The 18,130-nt window shown below is 72.2% G+C and carries 17 protein-coding genes; 11 read left to right on the forward strand and 6 right to left on the reverse strand.

The genetic code is table 11. The features are described 5' to 3' along the window. Window positions 1–12: 12 nt before the first annotated feature. Together E8D34_RS19065 and E8D34_RS19070 are read right to left on the reverse strand one after the other, a co-directional pair. Window positions 13–1,608, reverse strand: coding sequence for an ABC transporter substrate-binding protein (locus E8D34_RS19065; RefSeq protein WP_136596247.1), 1,596 nt, complete (start codon window positions 1,606–1,608; stop codon window positions 13–15). 58 nt (window positions 1,609–1,666) lie between these two features. Beyond that, a complete protein-coding gene (locus E8D34_RS19070; protein WP_240771465.1) occupies window positions 1,667–3,082 on the reverse strand; it encodes a beta-lactamase family protein in 1,416 nt (471 codons plus the stop codon). 120 nt (window positions 3,083–3,202) lie between these two features. Here E8D34_RS19070 and E8D34_RS19075 point away from each other — a divergent pair, with 120 nt between their 5' ends. Further along, the gene (locus tag E8D34_RS19075) at window positions 3,203–4,684 is read left to right on the forward strand and encodes an amidohydrolase family protein (RefSeq protein ID WP_206056806.1); all 1,482 of its coding nucleotides are present in this window, start codon (window positions 3,203–3,205) and stop codon (window positions 4,682–4,684) included. A 30-nt stretch (window positions 4,685–4,714) separates the two neighbouring features. Here E8D34_RS19075 and E8D34_RS19080 read toward each other — a convergent pair whose 3' ends face one another. Next, window positions 4,715–5,407, reverse strand: coding sequence for a hypothetical protein (locus tag E8D34_RS19080; RefSeq protein ID WP_136596249.1), 693 nt, complete (start codon window positions 5,405–5,407; stop codon window positions 4,715–4,717). Between the two features lie 133 nt (window positions 5,408–5,540). Here E8D34_RS19080 and E8D34_RS19085 point away from each other — a divergent pair, with 133 nt between their 5' ends. The 5 genes from E8D34_RS19085 (at window position 5,541) to E8D34_RS19110 (ending at window position 9,136) form a co-directional block, all read left to right on the forward strand. Beyond that, a complete protein-coding gene (locus tag E8D34_RS19085; protein WP_136596250.1) occupies window positions 5,541–5,816 on the forward strand; it encodes a DUF3303 family protein in 276 nt (91 codons plus the stop codon). A gap of 36 nt (window positions 5,817–5,852) precedes the next feature. After that, window positions 5,853–6,323: a PPOX class F420-dependent oxidoreductase gene (locus E8D34_RS19090; protein ID WP_136596251.1), complete on the forward strand. Its 471-nt coding sequence runs from the start codon at window positions 5,853–5,855 to the stop codon at window positions 6,321–6,323. A gap of 160 nt (window positions 6,324–6,483) precedes the next feature. Then, entirely contained in the window at window positions 6,484–7,488 is a 1,005-nt protein-coding gene (locus E8D34_RS19095) for an IPT/TIG domain-containing protein (RefSeq protein WP_136596252.1), read from the forward strand. 10 nt (window positions 7,489–7,498) lie between these two features. Next, complete coding sequence (locus E8D34_RS19105) at window positions 7,499–8,431, forward strand: hypothetical protein (protein ID WP_168929538.1); 933 nt, start codon at window positions 7,499–7,501, stop codon at window positions 8,429–8,431. Between the two features lie 60 nt (window positions 8,432–8,491). Next, window positions 8,492–9,136 carry a dihydrofolate reductase family protein gene (locus tag E8D34_RS19110; RefSeq protein WP_136596255.1) on the forward strand — a complete coding sequence of 215 codons (645 nt, stop codon included), beginning with the start codon at window positions 8,492–8,494 and terminating at the stop codon, window positions 9,134–9,136. A 7-nt stretch (window positions 9,137–9,143) separates the two neighbouring features. On the opposite strand, the gene E8D34_RS19115 is transcribed toward E8D34_RS19110, so the two are convergent. Then, a complete protein-coding gene (locus E8D34_RS19115) occupies window positions 9,144–9,977 on the reverse strand; it encodes an isocitrate lyase/phosphoenolpyruvate mutase family protein (protein WP_136596256.1) in 834 nt (277 codons plus the stop codon). A gap of 378 nt (window positions 9,978–10,355) precedes the next feature. On the opposite strand from E8D34_RS19115, the gene E8D34_RS19120 reads away from it, so the two are divergent. Next, entirely contained in the window at window positions 10,356–10,559 is a 204-nt protein-coding gene (locus tag E8D34_RS19120; RefSeq protein ID WP_136596257.1) for a cold-shock protein, read from the forward strand. A gap of 76 nt (window positions 10,560–10,635) precedes the next feature. Here the strand turns inward: E8D34_RS19120 and E8D34_RS19125 are convergent, their stop codons facing one another. Further along, window positions 10,636–12,672, reverse strand: a complete 2,037-nt coding sequence (locus tag E8D34_RS19125) for an acyltransferase family protein (protein WP_168929539.1) — start codon at window positions 12,670–12,672, stop codon at window positions 10,636–10,638. Window positions 12,673–12,746: 74 nt separating this feature from the next. Next, window positions 12,747–13,211 carry an Lrp/AsnC family transcriptional regulator gene (locus E8D34_RS19130; RefSeq protein ID WP_240771467.1) on the reverse strand — a complete coding sequence of 155 codons (465 nt, stop codon included), beginning with the start codon at window positions 13,209–13,211 and terminating at the stop codon, window positions 12,747–12,749. 237 nt (window positions 13,212–13,448) lie between these two features. Here E8D34_RS19130 and E8D34_RS19135 point away from each other — a divergent pair, with 237 nt between their 5' ends. From E8D34_RS19135 to E8D34_RS19150, 4 genes are read left to right on the forward strand one after another with little or no spacing between them, the layout of a single operon-like run. Then, window positions 13,449–14,537 carry a spermidine/putrescine ABC transporter substrate-binding protein gene (locus E8D34_RS19135; RefSeq protein ID WP_240771468.1) on the forward strand — a complete coding sequence of 363 codons (1,089 nt, stop codon included), beginning with the start codon at window positions 13,449–13,451 and terminating at the stop codon, window positions 14,535–14,537. Next, a complete protein-coding gene (locus tag E8D34_RS19140; RefSeq protein ID WP_136596260.1) occupies window positions 14,521–15,666 on the forward strand; it encodes an ABC transporter ATP-binding protein in 1,146 nt (381 codons plus the stop codon). Before E8D34_RS19135 ends, E8D34_RS19140 begins: the two co-directional genes overlap by 17 nt. Next, entirely contained in the window at window positions 15,666–16,511 is an 846-nt protein-coding gene (locus E8D34_RS19145; RefSeq protein ID WP_136596261.1) for an ABC transporter permease, read from the forward strand. Before E8D34_RS19140 ends, E8D34_RS19145 begins: the two co-directional genes overlap by 1 nt. Beyond that, window positions 16,508–17,380: an ABC transporter permease gene (locus E8D34_RS19150; protein ID WP_240771469.1), complete on the forward strand. Its 873-nt coding sequence runs from the start codon at window positions 16,508–16,510 to the stop codon at window positions 17,378–17,380. Before E8D34_RS19145 ends, E8D34_RS19150 begins: the two co-directional genes overlap by 4 nt. The last annotated feature ends 750 nt before the right edge of the window (window positions 17,381–18,130 follow it).

The following is an 18,130-nucleotide window of genomic DNA, read 5'->3' on the forward strand; positions in this document are numbered from 1 at the left end:
CGATCAGGCCCCTCAGCCGAGCATCCGGATGCTGGTGGGGACGACGTTGCCGACGACGTCGAACTCGGCACCCTTGCCGAAGAAGGGCAGCAGGTTGTTGGCGAACGGGATGACGTCGTCGGCGGCGAAGAGCGCACCCTCGGCGGCCAGCCACTCGTCGCAGCCCTCGGCGCCGTTGGTGGTCATCGCCTTCTCCACGCCGGCGGTGTAGTCGGCGTTGTCGATGCCGGAGAAGTTCGTCCCGCCGTCGGCCAGGCCGGGGCCGGAGACGAAGGGCACGATCTGGTCGGGGGTGTTGATGTTGACCGGCTCCCAGGCGATGTCCCAGTCGCCGGTGCCGAACATGGCGCCCGCGATGGCGGTCTGGTCGAGCTGCTTGCCGGTGACGTCGATCCCGACCTCCTTCCAGGCGGCGACGGCCAGCTCGGCGGCCGCGCTGCCGCCGGTGCCGAGCGAGGCGTCGTAGACGAAGGAGAGCGCCAGCTTCTCGCCGTCCTTGGCGCGGATCCCGTCAGAGCCCTTGACCCAGCCGGCCTCGTCGAGGGCGGCCTCGGCGGCCGCCACGTCCGTTCCGGCGACGTTGCCCTCGACCGAGGAGCCGGTGCAGCCGGCCGGTGCGACCACGGCGAACTGCGTGGCCGGACCACCCTTGCCGGAGGTGAGCACCTTCTGCAGCTCCTCCAGGTCCAGCGCCCGGGTGAGGGCCGCGCGGACCGCCGGGTCGGCGGTCAGGTGACCGTCGTTCTGGTTGTACCACTGCTCGCCCTGGACGGCCTGGGCGTCGACGCGGGTCAGCCCCGCGGCGTCGAGGCGCTCGGCGTCGGGGCCGACGATCCCGGCGAAGTTCAGGTCGCCCGAGAGGAGCTGGTTGGCGGCGGTGGTCTCGTTCGTCACCACCTTGGCGACGATCGTGGCCGGGGTGCCGGTCTCGGAGGTGCTGGCGCCGTCGGGGCCCCACGTGTAGTCCTCGCGGACCGAGTAGGTGTAGCGGTCCCCGGGAACGGCCTCGGTGAGCGTGTAGGGGCCCGTGCCCGCGGTGCCGTCCTTGAGGGACTTGCGGTCGGTCAGACCGGCGTCGCAGACCATCGGCAGGTTCGCCATGGAGGCGAGGACGAACGGCGAGGGCTCCGCGAGGGTCATCGTGACGGTGCTGCCGTCGGCCTCGGCGGTGGCACCGGCCGGGATGAAGACGCCGAGGAACGGGCTCTGGTTCTTCGGGTCCTCGACGTAGGTGATGTTGTCGACCACCGTCTGGGCGGTGAAGTCGGAGCCGTCGGCGCAGGTGATGCCGTCGGCGATCTCGAACGTCACCGTGGTGCCGTCGACCGACCAGTCGGAGGCGAGCTGGGACTCGACGTTGCCGTCGGCGTCGACCGAGACGAGGCTGTCGTAGGCGAGCTTGGACAGCTGGAACAGCGTGCTGGTCACGCCGCCCTGCGGGTCGAGGGCGCCGGGGTCGCTGGTGAGCGCCAGCGAGAACGACTGGCCGTCGACGTAGTTGCTCTCCCCGGCGCCGGTGCCGGGGTCGGAGCCACCGCAGGCGGTGAGGCCGACGGCGGCGACGGACAGGGAGAGCGCCAGCAGGGCACTCGGGCGGACCGGCCTCATGGGCGTTCCTCTTTCTGGTGGTGTGGTGGTGATGCGGGGGTCTGGAGCAGTACGCCGCTCAGTCGGCGCGCGAGACTACGCGGCCGTAGTGGACGTACTTGGCCCTGGCCTCACCCGAGGGGCCGGGCGCGTTGCCGATGAACGCGAAGACGACGTGGATGCCGTGGAACGGCTCGGCGGTGATGAAGGAGTCCCCGTCGAAGTGGACGAGCTCGAAGCGGATCGGCTTCTCGCCGATCTCGGCGTGGATGTCCTTCGGGGTGCGGTCCAGCCAGAGCCGGCCATCGCCGTCCTGGCTGACCTCGATGTCGTAGATGGTGTCGGCGTAGCGGCCGAGGAACCGGTCGACCTCGACCGTGCTCGGCTCGGCCGGCGGGGCCGGTCGGTCGGCGAGGACGACGCCGGTCAGGTCGGTGAGCAGCGCGGCGACCACGTCGGAGAAGAGGCCGAAGACGTCCCCGCCGTTGGTCAGCAGCGCGATCGCCACCCCGGCCTCGGGCACGACCCGGAGGAACGCGGCCTGGCCGATGGTGCCGCCGTCGTGGGCGACCACCGTGCCCTGGGGCGTGTCGAACAGCTCCCAGCCCAGGCCCCAGGCGTCCCCCATCCCGGCCAGGCGCGGCAGGTCGACCTGGCGGGCCTGCATCGCGGCCACCGACTCCGCGGCGAGCACCCGGGTGCCGTCGGCGGCGGTGCCGCCGTCGAGGTGCATCCGGGCGAAGCCGAGCAGGTCGGTGGCGGTCATCGCCAGCATCGATCCGGCGGGCGCGTTGGATCGCGCCAGGGCCCAGGTGGTGGCGGCGGCGAGCTCGCCGTCCTCGCCCGGGACGTGGCCGGTCGCCGCACGGTGCCGGATCGCCTCGTAGGGGCTGGGGCTGACGGTGGCCAGGCCGAGCGGCCCGGCGAGGCGCTCGAGCAGCACCTCGTCGTACGGCGCGCCGCGCAGCACCTCGACGAGCCGGCCGAGCACCACGAAGGCGGTGTTGTTGTAGGAGAACGTCTCCCCCGGCGCGAAGAGCTGGGGCAGGTCGGTGAGGGTCGCGACGTACTTCTCGATCGCGTCCTCGCCGCGCCCGGTGTCGGTGAAGATGTCGCCCTCGAAGCCGGCGGTGTGGGTGAGCAGGTGGCGGGTGGTCAGCGCCGTGGCGGCCTCGGCGTCGGCGATGCGCAGCTCGGGCAGGTAGTCCAGCAGCGGCCGGTCGAGGTCGAGCAGTCCGTCGTCGACCAGCTGCATGACCAGCGTCGTGGTCCAGATCTTGGTGATGGAGCCGATCTGGAAGACGGTGTCGGTGTCGACCGGGACGCCGGTGGCGAGGCTGGTGACGCCCGCGGCCGCGGCCGTGATCCGCCCGTCGGTGAGGACGGCGACGGTCGCGCCGGGCACGCCGTGCTCGGCGACGATGCGGTCGAAGTTGTCCTCCAGCCACGCGCTGGCGGCGTCGAGGCCCTGCTGCGAGGACATGGCGGATGACATGGCGGCAACCGTAGGGACAACAGTCGGGGGCTGTATTCGTCCGATCGGACAGCCGACCGCCGCGCCGGTTGTCCGATCCTCCAGTGAGGCCGCCGAGTGCCCCGGTGTTGGATGGTCCGCGTGCTGATTCTTCGTGGCGGGCGCGTCGTCGACCCGCGGACCGGGACCGAGCGGGTGGCCGACGTGGCCGTGGACGGGGGCACGGTGGTCGCCGTGGCGCCGGCCATCGCCGCCGAGGGCGCGCTCGCGGGCGCCGCCGAGGTCGACGTCACCGGCCTGGTGGTCGGGCCCGGCTTCGTCGACCTGCACAGCCACGTGCACTCGATCGCCGGGCAGCGACTGCAGGCGCTGGACGGCGTCACCGCCACGCTCGACCTCGAGGCCGGCCTGATGCCGGTCGAGAAGGCCTACGCCCGCGCCGCGGCCGACGGCCGACTGCTCCACTACGGCTTCTCGGCGTCGTGGGGCGACGCCCGGGCGGCGGCCCACCTCGGCCTCACCCCGGACGCCGACCTGAACGCCTCGCTGCGGATGCTCGGCGACCCCGCGTGGCAGCGCACCTCGACGCCGAACGAGCGCCGGCACTGGCTCCGGCTGCTGGAGTCCGAGCTCGAGGCGGGCGCGCTGGGGGTCGGCGTGCTGATGGGCTACGCCCCGCGCTCGGACCCCGAGGAGTTCCTCGACGTCGCCCGGCTGGCGGCCGCGACCGGGACCGCCACCTTCACCCACGTGCGCGAGATCGTCGAGGCCGACCCGACCACGCCGATCGACGGATCCTTCGAGATCACCCGGGCCGCGGCGGAGACCGGCGCCTCGATGCACCACTGCCATGTCAACAGCACCTCGCGGCGCCACATCGACCGGGTGCTCGGCCAGCTCGAGGCGGCCCGCGCCGGCGGCTCCCGGGTCACCGTCGAGGCCTACCCGTACGGCGCCGGCAGCACCGCGATCGGTGCCTTCTTCCTCGCCCCCGAGCGGCTCGGCGCCTGGGGCCTGACGCCCGCGTCGATCTCGATGGTCGGCACCGGCGAGCGGATCGCCTCGATCGAGCGGCTGGCCGAGCTGCGCGCCACCGACCCGGGCGCCGTCTGCGTGGTCCGGTTCCTCGACGAGGAGGACCCCGAGGACGCCGCCATGCTGCAGCGGGCGCTCGCGTTCCCCGACTCCATCGTGGCCAGCGACGCGATGCACGTGGAGTGGAAGGACGGGTCGACCGACTCCCGCGAGTGGCCGCTGCCGTCGGGCGGCCAGACCCACCCCCGCACCGCCGGCACCTTCGCCCGCTCGCTGCGCCGGATGGTCGTCGAGACCGGGACCTGGACCTGGGCCGAGGCGTTCCGCCGCTGCTCCTACCTGCCCGCGCAGGTGGTCGCCGGGTTCGCCCCCGCGGTCCGCACCAAGGGCTGGCTGGGCATCGGCGCGGACGCCGACCTCGTGGTCATCGACCCCGCCACGATCAGCGACCGGGCGACCTACGTGGACCCGACACGGCCCTCGGTCGGCGTACGGCACCTGCTGGTGGACGGTCAGTTCGTGGTCCGCGACGGCGAGCTCGACGTCGAGGCGTTCCCGGGGCGCGCGATCCGCGCCGCGCTCGGCTGAGCCGCGGTCCGGCCGCGGGCCCGGCTCCGGTCAGCCGGGGTAGCTGTCCAGCGCGTCGCTGACCAGCTGGCTGGGCGTGACCCGCCGCCGCGCCGCCTCCTCGGCGACCCGGCGCTCGACCTCCACCGAGAGCAGCCGGGGCGACGAGTCCCGGGCGGCGGAGCCCGAGCCCTGCTCCGGTCCTCGCCGCCCGAGGCTCGTGGCGGCCACCACCACGGTGCCGAGCACGTCGAGGATGGCGACCACGCCGAAGAGCCGCCAGTAGCCGTCGCCGATGCCGCTGTCGTCGATGATCGGGATGACCAGCAGCAGGGCGACGGCGGCGATGGTGGCCATCGTGAGCGCCAGCAGCGGGCCGGGCGCCCGCCGGTCGGCGAGACGCAGCAGCAGCGACGCCTGCGCCAACGAGGCGGCGATGGCCACCGTGACCCCGAAGGCCCGCCACCCGTCGTCGCCGCCCCAGGTCAGCCACAGCGCGAGGAGCGTCGCGGCGACCGAGAACGCGCCGCCGAGCGCTCCGACCGCGGCGAACCGATGTCCTGCCAGCGCGAGGTAGCAGAGCGCCGCCATCGACTCGGTGCCGACGATCACCGTGGTGGTCAGGACCCGCGCCTCGCCGGTCCCGAGCGCCCCGCCGCCGAGCAGCGCTCCGATCCCGAGGAGGGCGGCCACCGAGAACGAGACGATCACGGCGGCGACGGCGAGGCGGCGTAGGTCCTTCACGGGGCCGATGGTGGCAGCCGCGGACCAGATGCGTGCCGCTTTCTCTGTGCACGGAGCCCCGATTTCGACCATGCCACACTCCGCGGCCGGGTCTAGCGTGGAAGGTCCGTCATCAGCCGACAAGGGAGTCCTGATGCTGTTCCTGACCACTTACCACGTACGTCCGTTTCTCACGAAGGCGGAGGTCGCCGCCATGATGGGGGTCTTCGCCGAAGTGGGCGACGCCCCCGGCGTCCAGGCCCACTACGTCCACACCGACGGCAGCGGCGGCACGCTGCTGACGGAGAACGACGACCCGACCGTGGCCTACCGCCACCTGCTCAACTTCGGCGAGTGGATGGAGTTCGACACGAAGGTGGTGCTGCCGGTCGACGACGCCGTCCCCCACATCCTCGACGCCCTCTCCTGAGGCGGCGCGCTACCACCCGGCGGGGAGGATGAGGCCATGCCCCGCGCCATCGCCACGAACACCGCCGTCGACCTCGACGACCTCCTCGACTTCGTCCGCCCCCGGCACCGGATGCTGCTGATCACCGAGCGCGCCGACGGGAGCCCGCAGGCCTCGCCGGTGACCGGCGGCGTCGACGACGCCGGGCGGCTGGTGATCTCGAGCTACCCGGACCGCGCCAAGACGCGCAACGCCCGGGCGCGGCCCACGGTGAGCGTGGTGGTCGTCTCCGACGAGTGGGACGGTCCGTGGGTGCAGGTCACCGGCGCCTGCGAGGTGCTGGACGCCACCGACGGCGAGGGGGCGCTGGACGCGTTCGTGGAGTACTTCCGCACCATCGCCGGGGAGCACTCCGACTGGGACGAGTACCGCCGGGCGATGCTCGACCAGGGCAAGTCGCTGCTGCGGATCACCCCGACGTCGTGGGGACCGGTCGCCACCGGCGGGTTCCCGGCGCGCCTGGCCTGAGGCCGCCCCACACGCCGCCCCACACGCCGCCCCACACGCCGCCCCACACGCGGCCAACCCGCCGCGCGGCGCGACGACCCCGGGCCCCTTGCCCCGGGCGCCGGCCATCGACCACTCTGGCAGGAGCACGGTTCTTTCCTGGGCGAGCGGACGGGAGTCGATGCGTCCCCAGTCAGTCCTCGGCAACCTCGATCCCCACGGGGCGGGAGGCGGGCGGCGTACGGCCCGGGGACGTCGGGCGGCGCGAACGGCGACCGTGCTCGCCTGCCTCGCGGCGCTGGGCCTCGCCGCCTGCTCGAGCGGCGCTCCCGACAGCGCACCCGACGCCGACAGCGCGGATGACCCGGTCGGCTCGTCGAGCGACGGCGAGGACTCCGCGTCGACGGCCGACAAGGGCCTCGGCACGACCATCATCGAGTGGGTCGTCTCGCTCGGGCCGAGCGCGCCGGGTGGGAACCACAACGTGCCGCTCGATGCCTACCTGTCGTTGGTCAAGGGCAACTGTCGACACGTCGTCGACGTCGCCCAGTACGCCGACGAGCCCTACAACCGGCTGCTCTACGAGGGCGTGGGCAGCGCGTGCCTGGCCGCGTTCGAGGGCGAGTCGGAGCGGTGGGCGGTCGCCGAGCAGAACCTCGACCTGCTGGCCGATCAACGCGACCGCACGGGGTGCTACGGCCGCGGCGCCTTCGACCTCCTCGACGCGCTCGTGGCGGCCCACCGCAGCGCCCCGGACGCGGAGCTCGTCCGCCAGGAGGGGACGTCCGGGTCGGGTTGCGTGCTGGTCGAGGGCATCAGCCCGGACCGCGGCAGCGCCGCCGGCGGCTACCCGGTGACCGTCACCGGCTCGCACTTCCCCGATCACGGCCTGATCACCATCGGCGGCACCGTCGTCGGCTTCGACTCCACCGACGGCGGCACGCGGATCGAGTTCACGATGCCGCCGCTGGAGGTGACGGGTGAGCAGTACATCGTCGTCGACGGTGAGGACGAGTACTGGAACTCGGCCGCCGAGTTCACCGTCGAGCCGGTGGAGACCCCTGACGGGTCGGCCACCGGCACGGGCCCGAGCCCGACCCTGCCCTCCCCGACCCTCACCGGTCCGTCCTCGCCGACGACGGGGCCGCCCCAGGACGCGAGCCTGAGCCCGGCGGCGCCGTCCTGACCGCGCACCGATGACCACCCCACCCCGTCCCGAGCGCGCCGACGGCGAGACCGACACCTCCCCACCCCGTCGCGGCGATGGCGGCGCGGGCGATGGCGGCGCGGGCGGCGGCGCGGCCCCGGGCTGGCTCAAGACCTTCACCACCATCGCCTCCCCCATCGCCCTCGTCACCGCCCTGCTCCTCTACTTCGGCTGGGTGCGTGCGGACGCCCAGGCGCGCGAGCTGGGCTACGACGTGTCGCTCCTGGACTACTCGACCACCGACTACGTGCTGCGCAGCGTGAACGTGCTGTTCTTCCCCGTGATCGGCGTGATCGTGGCCAGCCTCGCCGCGCTCTGGCTGCACCACCGCATCGAGGCACGGCTGACGGCGCCCAGGCGGGGCCGGGGCGCCGACCTGGCGCTGGCAGCGGGCGGCTGGGCGTGGCTCTGGCTGCCCCTCCTCCTCGGCGGGGCGCTGGCCGCGGTGGCGGGCACCGCGCTGGTCGCCCTCGTTCCCTTCGTCCTCACCGCCGGTCTCGGCGCGGCCCTCTACACCGGGTTCCTCCGCGTCCGGATCGGGACCCGTCGGCCACCCGGCCGCCTCTGGGTGGGCCTGGTCGTGGCACTCGTGGTGGTCCTCCTCTTCTGGGACGTCCAGCGGATCGCCGCCGCCTTCGGCACCGAGTACGCGAAGTACGTCAAGGCCGACCCCTCTCAGTTCTCGACGGTGGCGCTGCTGTCGAGCGAGCCGCTCAACCTCGCGCCGTACGACGTCGCGGTGAGCGACACCGGTCCGGACACCGGCCACCGGTACCGCTACGACGGGTTCTGGCTGCTGACCTACGCGAACAGCCGGTACTTCCTGATGGCCCGCACCCCGACCGGCGACACCGCGGTGGTCGTCGTGCCGGACACCGACAGCCTGCAGCTCGCCTTCGCGGCGACCCGCACCGGCTCGTAGCGCGATGAGTCGCGGCGCCGCCCCGGGTCGACACCCGTGACGTCCACGAGGAGGCAACCGATGACCCAGCAGGTCCGCGTGCACAACCTCAGCGTGTCCGCCGACGGGTACGCCGCCGGCGAGGGCCAGCGGCTGGAGCGACCGTTCGGCCACGCCGACCCCAGCGAGCTGTTCGCGTGGGCCCTGCCGACGGCGAGCTGGCCGGGTCGCTCCGAGCCGGGCGGCAGCCGCGGGCTCGACGACCACCTGGTGCGGGAGTTCCACCGGAACATCGGCGCCGAGATCATGGGCCGCAACAAGTTCGGGCCGCAGCGCGGGCCGTGGCAGGACCACGACTGGCTGGGCTGGTGGGGCGACGAGCCGCCGTTCCACACCCCGGTGCTCGTGATGACGCACCATCACCGACCGTCGTTCACCCTCTCGGACACGACGTTCCACTTCGTCGCCGGCACGCCGGCCGAGGTGCTGGAGCGGGCGTTCGAGGTCGCCGACGGCCGCGACGTGCGGCTGGGCGGCGGCGCCGACACCGTCCGGCAGTTCCTCGACGCCGACCTCGTCGACACGCTGCACGTGGCCGTCGTACCGGTCGAGCTCGGCACGGGCTCCCGGCTGTGGACGGCCCCCGAGGAACTGCTCGACCGCTACCACCGGGACGTGGTGCCGAGCGCCAGCGGCGTGGTCCACCACCTGTTCTGGCGGCGCTGACCGGGAATCAGCTGTCGTCCGGTGCGGGGTCGGCCAGCCGCCGCTGCAGGTCGGCGTAGCCGATCACGCCGTCGAGGAAGCCGAGGGTGCCGGTCTCGATCAGCTCGCGACCGGCCCGCTCCACCAGCGTGAGCGCGGCGCGAGCGATGCTGCCGCCGAGGCTGACCCGCTTCACCCCCAGCGAGAACAGCGTCGGGGCGTCGGTGGTGCTGGCCAGGCCGGCGACGATGTTGAGCGGCGCCGGGATCTCGGCGGCCAGTCGGCGGATCTCCTCCTCGTCGGCGACACCGGGCACGAAGACGCAGTCGGCGCCCTCCTCGACGTAGCGGGTCGCGCGCTCGACCGCCTCCGCGAACGGATCCGCGCGGGGGCCCGCGAAGTAGGCATCGGTGCGCGCGTTGAGCACGAAGGTGCCCGCCGGCGCCGCCGCCCGCGCCGCTGCGATCCGCTCGGCGGCCTCCTCGAGGTCGAACAGCCCGTCCGCCCCGGCATCCTCGATGTTGGCGCCGACCACCCCGAGGCTCGCGGCGAGCGAGACCGTATGGGCCACCTCGTCGACGGTGTCGCCGTAGCCCGACTCCAGGTCGGCGGTGACTGGCACGTCGACGGCCGCGGCGATCCGGGCCACGTGGGCCAGCATCGCCACCCGGTCCATGGACCCGCCGTCGGGGTGGCCGCAGGACCAGGCGATCCCGGCGCTGGTGGTGGCGATCGCGGGGAAGCCGACCTGGGTCAGGATCCTGGCCGTCCCCGCGTCCCAGGCGTTCGGGAGCACGAAGCCCGGGCCCTGGTGCAGCGCCAGCAGCGTGGCCGCGCCCTCCGCAGCGGGTGCGCCGCTCACGCCCCGCTCACCCGGCCTCGGCCGTCACCCCGTCCTCCGGTGGGCACTCCCCCATGATCGCGCCTCGCAGCCGTCCGCGTCACCCCCTGCGGTTCGTCGTCCGGCGCCGGCGCGGAGCGGGACGCCCGGCAGCAGCGCCGGGAGGCCGCGGGCCACCGGTCCGCGGTCGACGAATGCCCGAACCCGGGTCGGGCCTGCTATTCTCGTCGTAGTTGAAGGGGCGCGTGCACCACAGGCGCCCCCGGTCAGGTTCGAGACTGGCCGCTCATCTTCGTAGTACTTGGTCTTCGGTTTTGCTGGGCATCAGGCGCCGTGCAGATGTCTTCAGCCTCAGGCGAGAGACACGGTGTTTCTCGCCATCATCACCGAGGAGTGAGCATGACTCTGGGAACCGTCAAGTGGTTCAACGACGACAAGGGCTTCGGCTTCATCGCGCAGGACGGCGGCGGCGCTGACGTCTTCGTTCACCACACCGCGATCGCCGGCACCGGCTTCAAGTCCCTCAAGGACGGCCAGAAGGTCGAGTTCGAGGTCACCCAGGGCCCCAAGGGCCCGCAGGCCTCGGACGTGCGCGCCGTCTGAGCCCGCATTCCTGCTCGAGGTCCCCGTCTGCCGCTCGGCAGGCGGGGACCTCGTCCTTTTCCGTCTCTTCCGTCGGTCAGGCAGGCCCGGCCGCGACCCGGCAGCCGGTGGCGGCCGGCCCGGATGCGGGGAAGGCCGTGGCCAGCGCGCTGGCGATCCGCCTGGCCCGCTGCCGGTAGCCCTCGGAGGTGAAGTGGACGCCGTCGGCGACGAACCACTCCGGTCGCACCTCGGCCCGCCAGTCGTAGAGGCGTAACGTCGGGTGCCGCTCGCACGCCCCGACCAGCTCCCGGTCGAAGGCCACCATGTGCGCGTCCGCGTAGGGCCCCGACCGCAGCTGCGAGCGCACGGTCAGCCACAGCACCGGGTGGTCCCCGATCTCCTCCATCAGCAGGTCCACCCGCTGCCGGGCCGAGTAGACGCCCCCGACGGCGAGGTTCGCCGCGTCGTTGGTGCCCATCGCGACCACCCAGCACGTGTCGTCGTCGACGTCGCCGCGCGCCGCCACCGCGTCCTGGGCGTTCGGCTGGTCGTGCCAGCGCTCCACGATCGAGCGGGCGCCGAGGATGTCGGTGTCCAGGTCGGTCACGCCGACCCGCTGGAGCCGGGCCGGCAGCCGGCTCGCGGACCGCGGAAGGTAGGCCGGGTCGACCAGCCCGAGCGAGGTGGACTCCCCGATGTAGACCACCGAGCGGCACGCGGTCCGGTCGGCACCCCCGCCGTCCCCTGCTCCGCCCTCCGAGCCACCCGCCGGCCAGCCCCCGGCAGCACGGGCCGCCGCGGGGGCGGACTGCCCGGCCAGCAGGGCGCTCGGCACCGCTCCGGCGACCGCGTGGCAGGCGACCAGCCCCACCGTGCCCGCCACGCCGAGCGCGACCACCCCGCTCGGCACCAACGGCAGCGGGACCACGCCGCGCCCCCAGGACGGAGGCAGCCGCCAGCCCCGCACCTCGCGCAGTGCACCGACCAACCCCCGGCGGCGGATCGGCTCCTCGACGGTGCGCCAGGACGCCTCCGCCAGAAGGAGGGTGAGGGCCAGGACGCCCATCGCCCGGCCCGGCGACGGGGCGAGGGCGAGCCCCGGGGCGAGCCAGGCGAGCACCGGCAGGTGCCACAGGTAGATCCCGTAGGAGCGTTGGCCGGCCCAGCGCAGCGGGCGCGCCCGCAGCAGCACTCCCATCACCGAGCCTGGCGCCGCCACCGCCGCGACCAGCACCGTCGTCAGCGCCCCCAGGGCGAGCAGGCGCCACGAGTAGAGCGAGGCGGCGTACTGGTCGGTGGTGAGGACGAGCCACCCGATCCCGGCCAGCGCCAGGAGCCCGGCGAGGTCCAGGGTCGCGCGCAGCAGCCCGGTCGCCAGCGATCCGGTGACCGCCAGGCGGCGCACCAGCGGCGGCCAGGCCACCGCCAACGCGGCCCCGAGGAGCAGCGCGCCGGCGCGGGTGTCGGTGCCCTCGTAGGCGCGTGTCGTGTCCAGTCCGGGGTGGGCGAGCTTGGCGAGGAGCACGAACGAGACCACGGCGAGCAGCAGCGCCAGCACGGCGACCTCGAGACGGGTCCACCGGAACGCCACCACGACGGCGAGCAGCAGCAGCGGCCAGATCAGGTAGAACTGCTCCTCGACCGAGAGCGACCAGAGGTGGTCGAACGGCCCGGGCGGCGCGAACCGGTCGGCGTACGACGTGCCGCTGGCGATCGCGTGCCAGTTGGCGACGTGGAGCACAGCCGCCCGCGCCTCCGCCCACCGGCGACCCATCGTGCCGGGCTGGGCGAGAGCGGTCGCGGTCAGGACGACGCCGAGCACGAGCAGCAGCGCCGGCAGCAGCCGTCTGGCCCGGTGCAGCCAGAACCGTCGCAGCTCCAGGGTGCCCGTGCGCCGGTAGCTCGACAGCAGCAGGCGCGTGATCAGGAACCCGCTGAGCGTGAAGAAGACGCCCACGCCGAGCAGGCCGCCGGCCAGCCCGGACCAGCCCAGGTGGAAGCCGAGCACGCCGGCCACGGCGAGCCCGCGGATGCCGTCCAGCCCCGGGACGTAGGGCAGGTCACCGGGGCGGCGCGTCGGCACGTCACCCGGCGGCGGCACGTGCCCCACCGTGGCCGGCCGGGCGAACACGACACGCAGGACACGCGCGCGCCGAAGGGATATCCCCTATTTCGGGGATCGACCAGGGGTGCGCCAGCCGAGGCTCAGCGCACGCCCCAGGCGTAGGTCTGCTTGCGCAGCTTGAGGTAGACCAGGGTCTCGGTGGCGAGCACCCCGGGCAGGGTCCGGATCCGCCGCGACAGGATGTCGAGCAGGTGCTCGTCGCTCTCGCAGACGACCTCGGCGAGCAGGTCGAAGGAGCCGGCGGTGATCACGACGTAGTCGACCTCCTCGATGTCAGCGAGCAGGTCCGCGATCGGCTCCAGCTCGCCGGTGGCCCGGATCCCGATCATCGCCTGGCGGGCGAAGCCCATCTCGACGGGGTCGGTGACGGCGACCACCTGGATCACGCCACTGTCGATCAGGCGCTGGACCCGCTGGCGCACGGCCGCCTCGGAGAGGCCGACGGCCTTGCCGACGGCCGCGTAGGAGCGGCGGCCGTCCTCCTGCAGCTCGGCGATGATCGCCTTGGAGTGGTCGTCGAGGTGCGCGGCCTTGTTCTTGGACACAGGGGGATCCTCACAGCAATCCAGCGGCCTGCGCAACGGGAATGTACGGATTCCGTTGCTTTTATGCTAATTCCCGACGGAATTCCTTGTTACCCGGATCACTCCGTGTCATGATCCGCGGAACCCCATGCAAGCTAGTGATGAACAGGGAGGTGGCGATCGGTGCCAGGCCGGATGTCCCGTAGAACGGCGCTTCGCGGCGGCGCGGGCGCGCTGCTCGGACTAGGGAGCCTCGCGGTGCTCCCCGCCTTCGGAACCCCGGACCGCAAGCAGGATCCCGCGTCCTGCTTCGCCGCGGACGTCTCCGACACGGACCGGAAGCTGGTGGTCTCCAACTGGCCGGCGTACATCGACGAGGACGGCAAGAAGTACGTCTCGACGCTGACCCAGTTCGAGAAGGACTTCGGGATCGACGTCTCCTACACCGCCGACGTCAACGACAACCTCGAGTTCTTCGCCAAGGTCGTCAACCAGCTCGGCGCCTGCGAGACCACCAAGCGCGACATGTTCATGCTCACCGACTGGATGGCGGCTCGGATGCTCCAGGTCGGCTGGATCCAGCCGCTGGACAAGTCGCGGGTGCCGAACCTCGACGCCAACCTGATCGACTCCCTCCGGGGCGTCGGCTGGGACCCCGAGCGCAACTACTCCGCCCCGTGGCAGAGCGGCCTGAGCGGCATCGCGTACAACAAGGAGAAGGTCAAGGAGGTGCGCTCCTTCGAGGAGCTGCTCTCCCGCCCCGACCTCAAGGGCCGGATCTCGCTGCTGACCGAGATGCGGGACACGATGGGCCTGACCCTGCTCTCGCAGGGCGCCGACCCCGCCAGCTTCACCGACACCGAGTGGGACAACGCGATCGACCGGCTGCGCAAGGCGCGCAGCGACGGTCAGGTCCGTGCGTTCACCGGCAACGAGTACATCCAGGACCTGGCGGCCGGCAACATCGTCGCCTGCGAGGCCTGGTCGGGCGACGTCGCGGCGGCCGAGGACCCGAACCTCGTCTTCGTGACGCCCGAGGAGGGCCAGATGATCTGGTCCGACAACATGCTGATCCCCAACCTCGCCACGCACCAGAGCAACGCCGAGGACTGGATCAACTACTACTACGACCCCGAGGTGGCGGCGAAGCTCGCGGCGTACGTCTGGTACATCTGCCCGGTCAAGGGCGCCCAGGAGGCGATGGAGAAGGTGGACCCCTCCCTCGTCGACAACCCGTTGATCTTCCCGACCGCCGAGATGATGGCCACGACCCACTCGTTCATGGCCCTCGAGGAATTCCAGATCCGTGCTTACGAAGGAGATTTCGCCGATGTCATTGGCGGCTGAACGCCCCACGGGGAGCGCCCGGGACCTCCGGCTCACCGCGCTCACCAAGGAGTTCACGAGCTTCACTGCCGTGGACTCCCTCGACCTCGAGATTCCCGCGGGGAGCTTCTTCGCGCTGCTCGGCCCCTCGGGCTGCGGCAAGACGACGACGCTGCGGATGGTTGCGGGCCTGGAGTCCCCCACCTCGGGCAGCATCCACCTCGGCGAGGACGAGATCACCTGGCAGAAGCCGTACCGGCGCCCGGTGAACACGGTCTTCCAGAGCTACGCGCTCTTCCCCCACCTCGACATCCACGAGAACGTCGCCTTCGGCCTGCGCCGCCGCAAGGCCAAGGACGTCGACCGCCAGGTCGAGGAGATGCTCGAGCTCGTGGAGCTCGAGGCGCAGGCCCGCAAGAAGCCGCCGCAGCTCTCCGGCGGTCAGCAGCAGCGGGTCGCCCTGGCTCGCGCGCTGATCAACCGCCCCGAGGTGCTGCTGCTCGACGAGCCGCTCGGCGCGCTCGACCTGAAGCTGCGCCGCTCGATGCAGCTCGAGATCAAGCGCATCCAGACCGAGGTCGGCCTCACCTTCGTGCACGTGACGCACGACCAGGAGGAGGCGATGACCATGGCCGACACGATCGCGGTGATGAACCGCGGCGTGATCGAGCAGATGGGCTCCCCGGGTGAGCTCTACGAGAACCCGCGCACCACCTTCGTGGCCAACTTCCTCGGCCAGTCCAACCTGATCGCCGGCACGGTGGTCAGCTCGGGTTCGGACGTGGTGAAGGTCGACATGCACGGCACCCAGGTCTCGATCCCCGCCGACCGCGCCCACACCGCCGCGGGCGCCGGTTGGGTGGGCATCCGCCCCGAGAAGGTGCTGGTCGCCCCGACCGGCGAGCCGATCGACGCGCCCGGCAACCACATGACCGGCGGCGTCATCACCGACGTCAGCTTCGTCGGCGTGAGCACCCAGTACCTGGTGCGGATGCCGTGGGGCCAGGAGCTGATGGCCTTCGAGCAGAACACCGGTCGGCGCGAGGTGATGCACCGCGGCACCGCGGTCGACGTCTCCTGGCGTCCCGAGTTCGCCTTCCTGCTCCCCGCCGACCAGGACGTCAACGCCGGCGTGATCGAGGAGGACTGATGCGCGGGCGCTTCACCGGCTACTGGCTGATGCTGCCAGCGGCCCTGTGGCTCGGGATCTTCTTCGTCGTCCCGTTCTACTCGCTGCTCGCGACCAGCCTGTACGACCCCGAGGGATCCGTCCTGACGGGCTACGAGGTCAGCTTCCACTTCGCGAACTTCGGCCACGCGCTGGAGCTGTACTGGCAGCCGCTGGTGCGGTCGCTGTGGTACGCCGCGCTCGCCACCGCCATCTGCCTGGTGCTCGGCTACGTGCTCGCGTACGCGATCGCGTTCAAGGCCGGCCGCTGGCGCAACCTGATGCTGGTGCTGGTGATCGCTCCGTTCTTCACCAGCTTCCTGGTGCGGACCCTGTCGTGGAAGCTGATCCTGGCCGACGACGGCTTCGTGGTGAACACGCTGCAGTTCCTGCACATCCTCGGCGACGAGGGCCGGCTGCTGGCCACCCCGGTCGCGGTGATCGCGGGCCTGGTCTACAACTTCCTGCCGTTCATGGTGCTGCCGCTCTACGCGAGCCTGGAGAAGATCGACGGGCGCCTGATCGAGGCGGCGGGTGACCTGTACGCCTCGCCGGTGCGCGGCTTCACCAAGGTGACGCTGCCACTGTCGATGCCCGGCGTGGTCGCCGGCACCCTGCTGACCTTCATCCCCGCCGCCGGTGACTACATCAACGCCGAGCTGCTGGGCAGCCCCAACGAGCGCATGGTCGGCAACGTCATCCAGAACCTGTTCACCAGCACCGGCGACTACGCGACCGCCGGCGCCCTCTCGGTGATCCTGATGGCGATCATCGTGGCGATGGTGATGGTGTACATCCGCAAGGCCGGGACGGAGGAGCTGGTGTGAGCACCACCTCGAGCACCACCCCGAACAGGGTGGAGAAGACCGCCGACCGCGGCGTCGGCACCCTGCAGCGCGTCGGGCGCTGGATCACCGAGCACCTGGTGCTGGCCGCCGGCCTGCTGGTGCTGGCCTACATCCTGGTCCCGATCGCCGTCGTGATGCTGATGAGCTTCAACGACGCCAGCAAGTCCCGCAACCTCTACGCGTTCCAGGGCTTCACGCTGGACAACTGGCTGGACCCCTGCAAGCCGAACGGGATGTGCTCCGCGGTCGTGCGCAGCATCGAGATCGGCCTCCTGGCCACCCTCGTTGCCACGATCCTGGGCACCCTCGCCTCGTTCGCCCTGGTGCGGCACTCCTTCCGCGGCCGCGGCGCGATCAACTCGGTGATCTTCCTGCCGATGGCCTCGCCCGAGATCGTGATGGGCTCCTCGCTGCTGGCGCTCTTCATCTCGGCGGGCCTGGGCGGACGCCTCGGCTTCTGGACGATCTTCATCGCCCACGTGACGTTCTGCCTCTCGTTCGTGATCGTCGCGGTGAAGGCACGCCTCGGCGGCATGGACGAGAACCTCGAGCAGGCGGCGATGGACCTCTACGCGAGCGAGGCGACGACGTTCTGGCGGGTCACGTTCCCGCTGGTCTTCCCCGGCATCGCCGCGGCGGCGCTGCTCAGCTTCTCGCTGTCCTTCGACGACTTCATCATCACGAACCTCAACGCCGGTCAGACGGTGACGTTCCCGATGTTCGTCTGGGGCGCCGCGCAGCGCGGCATCCCGATGCAGGTCAACGTGGTCGGCACCGTGATGTTCCTGGTGGCGCTCTCCCTGGTGGTCGGCAACATGCTGGCCAACCGGAAGAAGGTCGCCGCCTAGGCGCACGTCGCACACACCGCAGCGCGGGCCGGCAGGGACTCCCTGCCGGCCCGCGCTCGCGTTCGTCCCCGGCTCGGAGTCGGGTCGCCGCTGGCGGTCCGCGCCTACCTGAGCACGGTGACGCCACGCCAGGTGGCGAACCACCCGGACGCGGCGCGCGGGTCCTACGGCCCGTTCACCGCCACGATCGGTCGCCCCCACCGCTTCGACCAGGAGTACGCCGACCGCTCGTGGCGGCCGCGCGGCCGCTGCACCCGGCACGTCGCCGGCACCGAGGTGAGGTTCGGCTGCGACCAGGTGGACGAGGACGCCCTCGCCAGCAGCAGGGGCCGGGCCCCGCAGCATGCCTGGACCACGCTGGTCCTCGCCGTCAAGGTCGGGCGGGACTCCGCACGCATCCGTCGCACGCTGGTGGACCACACCGTGGGGACGTGCCCCACACGCTGCGCATCCGCTGGCTCGTCGGCGGGCAGGGCTATCGCCAGGCGGATGCCCGCCGCGGCTAGCCCCGACGAACGCCCCGACGAACGCCCCGACGTACGACGAAGGCGGCGGCCCGGCACCGGTGGGTGCGGGACCGCCGCCCTCGCGACGCGTGTCCGATCGGGGTCAGAGCAGCGTGGCCGCCTCGGTGAGGACCTTGCGGAGCTTCTGCTCCATCTCGTCGAAGTGCTCGGGGCCGCAGACCAGCGGCGGGGAGAGCTGGATGACCGGGTCGCCGCGGTCGTCGGCGCGGCAGTACAGGCCGGC

It is taken from the genome of Nocardioides sp. GY 10113 (assembly GCF_004919105.1).
Lineage (GTDB): Bacteria > Actinomycetota > Actinomycetes > Propionibacteriales > Nocardioidaceae > Nocardioides.

Bases quoted from the DNA above. Each gene is read 5' to 3' on its own strand.
- E8D34_RS19065 (WP_136596247.1), bottom strand. From the start codon at position 1,608: ATGAGGCCGGTCCGCCCGAGTGCCCTGCTGGCGCTCTCCCTGTCCGTC.
- E8D34_RS19070 (WP_240771465.1), bottom strand. From the start codon at position 3,082: ATGTCATCCGCCATGTCCTCGCAGCAGGGCCTCGACGCCGCCAGCGCG.
- E8D34_RS19085 (WP_136596250.1), top strand. From the start codon at position 5,541: ATGCTGTTCCTGACCACTTACCACGTACGTCCGTTTCTCACGAAGGCG.
- E8D34_RS19090 (WP_136596251.1), top strand. From the start codon at position 5,853: ATGCCCCGCGCCATCGCCACGAACACCGCCGTCGACCTCGACGACCTC.
- E8D34_RS19095 (WP_136596252.1), top strand. From the start codon at position 6,484: ATGCGTCCCCAGTCAGTCCTCGGCAACCTCGATCCCCACGGGGCGGGA.
- E8D34_RS19105 (WP_168929538.1), top strand. From the start codon at position 7,499: ATGACCACCCCACCCCGTCCCGAGCGCGCCGACGGCGAGACCGACACC.
- E8D34_RS19110 (WP_136596255.1), top strand. From the start codon at position 8,492: ATGACCCAGCAGGTCCGCGTGCACAACCTCAGCGTGTCCGCCGACGGG.
- E8D34_RS19120 (WP_136596257.1), top strand. From the start codon at position 10,356: ATGACTCTGGGAACCGTCAAGTGGTTCAACGACGACAAGGGCTTCGGC.
- E8D34_RS19140 (WP_136596260.1), top strand. From the start codon at position 14,521: ATGTCATTGGCGGCTGAACGCCCCACGGGGAGCGCCCGGGACCTCCGG.
- E8D34_RS19145 (WP_136596261.1), top strand. From the start codon at position 15,666: ATGCGCGGGCGCTTCACCGGCTACTGGCTGATGCTGCCAGCGGCCCTG.